General features: G+C 42.4%; 4 protein-coding genes and 1 pseudogene. All 5 read left to right on the top strand.

From position 1 onward, the window contains the following. Positions 1-384 precede the first annotated feature (384 nt). The 5 genes and pseudogenes from ACED28_RS04665 (at position 385) to ACED28_RS04645 (ending at position 6,610) form a co-directional block, all read left to right on the top strand. Positions 385-1,518: a polysaccharide export protein gene (locus ACED28_RS04665; RefSeq protein ID WP_371709401.1), complete on the top strand. Its 1,134-nt coding sequence runs from the start codon at positions 385-387 to the stop codon at positions 1,516-1,518. A 99-nt stretch (positions 1,519-1,617) separates the two neighbouring features. Further along, positions 1,618-2,058, top strand: a complete 441-nt coding sequence (locus ACED28_RS04660) for a low molecular weight protein-tyrosine-phosphatase (RefSeq protein ID WP_371709400.1) — start codon at positions 1,618-1,620, stop codon at positions 2,056-2,058. Between the two features lie 171 nt (positions 2,059-2,229). Further along, the gene (locus ACED28_RS04655; protein WP_371709399.1) at positions 2,230-4,383 is read left to right on the top strand and encodes a polysaccharide biosynthesis tyrosine autokinase; all 2,154 of its coding nucleotides are present in this window, start codon (positions 2,230-2,232) and stop codon (positions 4,381-4,383) included. Between the two features lie 399 nt (positions 4,384-4,782). Then, a pseudogene (locus ACED28_RS04650) lies at positions 4,783-5,426 on the top strand (IS5 family transposase). 359 nt (positions 5,427-5,785) lie between these two features. Then, the gene (locus ACED28_RS04645; RefSeq protein ID WP_371709398.1) at positions 5,786-6,610 is read left to right on the top strand and encodes a hypothetical protein; all 825 of its coding nucleotides are present in this window, start codon (positions 5,786-5,788) and stop codon (positions 6,608-6,610) included. Positions 6,611-6,701 lie beyond the last annotated feature (91 nt).

Here is a 6,701-nt window from a genome sequence, read left to right as displayed (position 1 = left end):
TAATGAATAATGAATAATGAATAATGAATAATGAATAATGAATAATGAATAATGAATAATGAATAATGAATAATGAATAATGAATAATGGATAATGCACGAGCGGTAAAGTAAGCATATGAGAGTGAGCGCTTTTGCGTAAACTCTACAAAACCTCAACTCTGATTTATATTATCTAGTTAGGGTAAATTAACTCACGCAGTGTGATTTCGCGGAATATCAAGGGGCGGTAGCTTTCCAGAGCCTTGAGTGCAAGGGCTATGGACCATCAGTTATCAACCCCCTTGCTTTAATACCTGGGACACTGTGTTAGAGCTAAGATAGCTAAATTTTTAGGATATCTTTTGGGATATCGCCCACATTTCTTTTCTATGAATTGGTCAACATGAAGATTAATAAAAATCGACTCCTATTAGCGCTCCTTCCTGTATTACTTGCAGGCTGTACGACTCCAGGAACACACCTTTCTACTGGCAATAAGAATGTGATTCAGCCTTCAGAGGAACAGCAAGAATCTGATATCTCTGATGTGGTTAACCTTTACCCACTCACGGCTCAATCTGTATCAAGTTACCGAAATGAATCTTTATCGGTTTCACAAGCAAACCCGGAACTTGATGTTGATATCGCTAAGTATGAATACCAAGTGGGTGTCGGTGATATCCTAAACATTACTATCTGGGATCACCCTGAATTGACCATTCCTGCTGGTTCTTACCGTAGTAGTACCGAAGCGGGTAACTGGGTTCATGCCGATGGCACCATCTTTTACCCTTACATTGGTACCGTCGAAGTGGCTGGCAAAACCGTTCGCGAAGTGCGTGCTGATATTGCAAATCGCTTAGCTAAATACATCGAAAGCCCTCAAGTTGATGTGAACGTAGCGGCCTTCCGCTCTAAGAAAACTTATATTACTGGTGAGGTGTCTAAACCTGGCCAGCAAGCCATCACCAATATCCCATTAACCTTACTGGATGCCGTGAACCGTTCTGGTGGTTTATCTGAAGATGCTGATTGGCGTAATGTTTCATTAACTCGCAATGGTGTGGAAGAGAACCTTTCACTTTACGGTTTAATGCAACGTGGTGACCTAACGCAAAACCGCTTACTGCAAGCAGGCGATATTGTTCACGTGCCGCGTAACGATAATCAGAAAGTCTTCGTGATGGGGGAAGTTAATGACCCACAACTGTTGAAGATCGACCGTGTAGGTATGAGCCTAACCGAAGCTCTCAGCAATGTAGGCGGCATCAACCAGCTGACTGCAGATGCAACGGGTGTGTTTGTGATTCGAACTTCAGATGATAAATCAGAACGCATGGCGGACATCTACCAACTGAATATGGAAGACGCATCAGCCCTAGTGATTGGTACCGAGTTTGATTTAAGACCTTACGACATTGTTTACGTAACGGCAGCACCAATCAGCCGCTGGAACCGTGTCATTGGTCAGCTTGTACCGACCATTTCAGGCTTCAACGACCTAACCGAAGGTATGTTGCGCGTCCGTAATTGGTAATAAACCCTAATTAATCATCAGGTTGCATTGTACGTGTAACCTGATTTTTACATCTAAAAGTAAACCCAGCTTATAGGCCCAATACAATTAGAGACAATTATGTTTAATAAAATTTTAGTCGTATGCGTGGGCAACATTTGTCGTTCCCCAACTGGAGAGCGAGTTTTACAAAAATTGCTTCCCAACAAAGAAGTGGCCTCTGCGGGTATTGCTGCCGAAAAAAGTCGTTTAATCGGTAAGCCAGCAGATGAAACTGCAATCTTAATTGCCGCTGAAAATGGGGTCGATGTTGAAAATCATCAGTCTCAACAAGTGACGCCACAGCTTTGTGCTCAGTATGACTTGATCTTGGTGATGGAGAAGGGCCATTTAGAAGCGCTGACTCAAATATCGCCAGAGGCACGTGGTAAAACCATGCTGTTTGGTCAGTGGATTGGCCAAAAAGACATTCCTGACCCTTACCGTCAAAGCCGTGAAGCCTTTGAATACGCTTATAGGCTGATTGACGAAGCCGCACAAGCGTGGGCAAAAAAACTGTAGGTTTAAAAATACAGTAGGTTTAAATACTGTAGGTTTCAAATACACAGCTTTTTAAAGGTCATGCTCTACACGTAGGCGTGGCTAAGCCACCAACAGAATCATATAAAAGAGAAGTACACGGAGCGTATATATCGTCTCTTAAATAGCAATAATTTAGGAAGTAGCAAACTAATGACAACACAACCATCTCAGCAATCGCATACAGATAACTCTGATGAGATAGATTTAGAAAAACTGCTTGGCATTCTGCTGGACGCTAAATGGCTAATTATGCTGACCACATTCGCTTTTGCTGTGTTTGGTATTGCGTTTGCATTGCTTTCAACGCCGATATACAAAGCCGATGCCCTGATCCAAATTGAAGAGAAGAGCTCTGGCGGCATTTCATCGATGGTCGGCGATATGGGAGACATGTTCTCTCAAGAATCTTCTGCGACAACGGAAGTCGAGATCATCAAATCTCGTATGATCTTGGGTGAAACGGTGGATAAGTTTAACCTCACGACGGTGACATCTCCGAACTACGCACCCATCGTCGGTAAGGGGTTTGCTCGCTTAACCGGTGACATCAACCACATCTCAGTAAGCCGTTTTACATTGCCAAGCTACGCGAATGGTTACGCACACACCATTCAGGTTATCGATGCTGAGCAAGGCACCTACCAACTGGTTCGTGACGATGAACGCGTTATCTTGCAAGGCAAAGTGGGTGAGCTAGCAACAGCCGATGACTACAGCGTGTTTGTGGCTGGTTTTGAATCGCATAACGATTTTGAATTCTCAATAGGTCAGCGTAGCCGACTAGAAGCGATCGAATGGTTGAAAGCTTCTTTGTCTCTGTCTGAGCAAGGTAAGCAGACCGGTATTTTGAAGTTAAGCTTTGAAGGTGAAAACAAGCAACAGATTTCTGAAATCCTCAATCACATTAGCCAGATCTACTTCTTACAAAACGTGAAGCGTAATTCAGCAGAAGCAGAGAAGAGCCTAGAGTTCTTAGAAAGCCACCTTCCGGGCATTAAATCTGAGCTAACTGGCTATGAAGACGTACTTAACAATTATCGCCAAAAGAACGAATCGATCGACTTAGGCTTAGAAGCACAATCAACCTTAAAGGTAATGGTAGAGCTTGAAGCGCAATTGAATGAACTGACGTTTAAAGAGAGTGATATCAGCCAGCGTTTTACTAAAGATCACCCAACGTATAAATCGCTGATTGATAAGCGAAAAACGCTATTGGGTGAGCGAGAGCGCCTAAACAAGCAAGTACAAAAGCTGCCAAAAACACAGCGTGAAGTACTGCGCATGACACGTGACGTTGAAGTAAACCAACAGATCTACATCCAGTTACTAAACAAGGTTCAAGAGCTAAGCATCATCAAAGCCGGTACCGTTGGTAACGTTCGTATCTTAGATGACGCTCAAGCCTATGCTCGCGCTGTAAAACCTAAGAAGCCACTGATTGTTGTATTAGCGACGCTACTGGGTGGCATGCTAAGTGTGGCGTTTGTATTGGTAAAAGCGGCGTTCCACCGTGGCGTTGAAAGCCCAGACCAAATTGAACAAATCGGCCTTCCGGTTTACGCAGCGGTACCAAAATCTGATTTACAGATTGATCTAACCAACCGCTTTAAATCGAAGAAACAGCAAACCAAGGGCACTCAAGCACTGCTTGCTGAATCGAACCCTGCGGATCTTTCGGTTGAAGCACTGCGTGGCCTTCGTACCAGCTTGCACTTTGCAATGCTAGAAGCGAAAAACAACGTCTTGATGATCTCTGGTCCTGCGCCAGGCATCGGTAAATCCTTTATCTCGACCAACTTTGCTGCAGTAGCTGCAAAAACAGGCCAAAAAGTGTTGTTGATTGATGCCGATATGCGTAAAGGTTACCTACAACAAAGCTTTGGTGTGAACTGGGATAACGGCCTTTCAGATGTATTGAGCAGCAAGCAAGAGTTCGCTCAATCCGTTAAATCAACACCAGTAGAAAACCTAGAAATTATTACTCGCGGCCAAGTGCCACCCAACCCATCTGAACTGCTGATGCACCCACGCTTTGCAGAGCTAATGGAATGGGCAGCTAAAGAGTATGACTTGGTGATTGTTGATACCCCGCCCGTACTTGCGGTAACCGACCCAAGTATTGTCGGCGCCTTCGCTGGCACCACATTAATGGTCGCGCGTTACGGTCAAAACACCATTAAAGAGATCGACGTTGCTCGTAACCGCTTCGAACAATCGGGTATCGAAGTGAAAGGTGTTATCTTCAACGCCATGGAAAAGAAAGCATCAAGCTCGTATGGTTACTACAGTTACACATATTCGTAGTAGTCGATAGACTCTGGATTCAGGCCAACTCCGCATGGAGTTGTAACAGTAAGTACCCCGTGCATGCAAGAGGAGGCTCAATTGGGCTTTGCCTGTAGTTCTACTCATGTTAAATGTTCCCTTGATTTTTAGCGAAGTCAAAGAGGACAAATAACATAGTAGATACAATCAAGCTTTCGATGTATTTGGGAGATGTCGATAGCGTAGAAATCATTCGATGTTATGTAAGTAAAACATCAAGGCGTTGTTGCCTAAATGAGTTGAACCTTTTTCAAGTCCTGCGCTCTGATCCTTTATGATGGTTAGAACGGTGGTGATATGGGTAAAGCAAAAAAGAAGATAACTAACTAGGCGGAGTACAACAAAGCTCTTTGCAATCGTGGTTCAGTTACGTTCTGGATAGACGATTCAGTCATTGATGCATGGCGAACCCATCATGGCAAGCGGGGGAGAGGCTTCCAATACTCTGATACAGCGATTGAAACTGCCTTAATGATTAAGGGGATCTTCTCTCTGCCATTACGTGCTCTTTAAGGCTTTATCGACTCCATCTTTGAGCTATTGGATGTTCCGCTGACCTCCCCGGACTACATCTGCATTAGTAAACGCTCGAAGACGGTTCAGGTCAAATATCGCAATAAGTCTAGAGGGGCTATTTGCCATATATCCATTGATTCGACTGGCCTCAAAGTCTTTGGTGAGGGTGAATGGAAAGTGAAAAAGCATGGTGTAGAAAAACGCAGAACATGGCGCAAACTGCATTTAGCTGTAGATGTGGATACTCACGAAGCTATTAGTGCAGAAGTCAGCCTTGTAAATGTAGGTGATAGTGAAGTGCTATCGACGTTGCTAACCCACTGCGCAGAAAGGTCACTGCCGTATCTGCCGATGGAGCATATGACACAAAAAGTTGCCACGAGACTCTGAGAAACAAAGGCTGTACGCCGTTGATGCCGCCTCGAAAAAATGCAGCACTTTGGGAAGACGGCCACCCCAGAAGCGAAGCAGTAACAGCTCTGAGAAATGAGATTATAGTGTATTAGAAGGTCGAGTCTGGTTATCACTATCGCTCAATATCTGAGACGGTAATGTCCCGATATAAAGGACTAACAAGCGGCAAATTGAGCTTGAGATGTTATAACGCTCAAGTTGGAGAGACACTGGCAAATGTCAAAGCAATGAACAAAATCATAAGATTAGGTATGCCTGTTAGAAGCTAATGGCTAGTCATATATAGCGTCGTTGATCTTCAAGCTGATTTGATCAATAACGGCAGGCACCAAGAGAAAGAAGAGTGAGTGGAGCTGCAACAATTCGCGCTGGACTAAACAAAAGTCCCTTTTAGGGGGCTCACATTAAGCCACCTTCTTTAGAAGATGGTAATTTACTCAAGGATAATACGATGAAATATTTTGCTTTAACAAATGATCCAGACCACGGTATGACAGAACCATATGATAAAATAATTACGGAGTTATCTAAGAGAGATATTTTTATTACAACTGCTGTTTTTTCTACTATTGGTCAGGACGATTCAAAACTTTCTGAACATTGTAATGCTAGTGAAACTGACTCTTTAGAAAATAAAGAATATAGAAACTTAATGTTGAAAGCCAGAGACTTAGGGCACGAAATTGCTTTTCATGGATACTCTCAAGTTAGCGATAACCGTATGGAATTCCAAAAGGGTTTGGATGTATATAAAAATGTTTTTGGCGATTACCCTAAAGTTTACTTCGAACATGGAGGGCATAAAAAATCACACCCTATAAGTATGGTAAAAAAAGAAAATTTAAGCCATTTAGGTAGGGAGGAAAATAGCGAATATTATGTAGAGGATATCGTTAAAGATGTCTTCGATGTGGTATGGACTCATGATCACTTAAGAGATGATGCAGAGAAGCCATTTTCATTTGAAAATGTATTTGAAGTAAAAGAAGGCATAACTTATTTAAATAGAACTAGGATGTATCATTTTAATAAAATAAAGAAAGGTTTATCAGAAGAAAATAATATCATAGTTGGTTATACTCACTTTGGATATGAAGGATATAAAAGTAGACGGAATTTCATAAGAAATATTACAGATAAAGATAGTTTTTATGAACGTTGGATAGGACGTCGTGATTTAAAAAAAGTTGTAGGTTTATTAGACCGCTTCATAAAAGAAAACGATATTAAGCCTATCACTGTATCTAATCTTTTCAAAGAGTATATTAATAAATAACCACTGAATTCAACAGCGAAGTGCGACACTCTCCAATGGCTTTGTTGCGTAATTCAATGGAACTAAATCAAGAACCTACGATCTGATCAGC

Source organism: Vibrio sp. 1F253 (assembly GCF_041439295.1).
Classification (GTDB): domain Bacteria; phylum Pseudomonadota; class Gammaproteobacteria; order Enterobacterales; family Vibrionaceae; genus Vibrio; species Vibrio tasmaniensis_A.
This window is presented reverse-complemented; position numbering and strand designations above follow the sequence as displayed.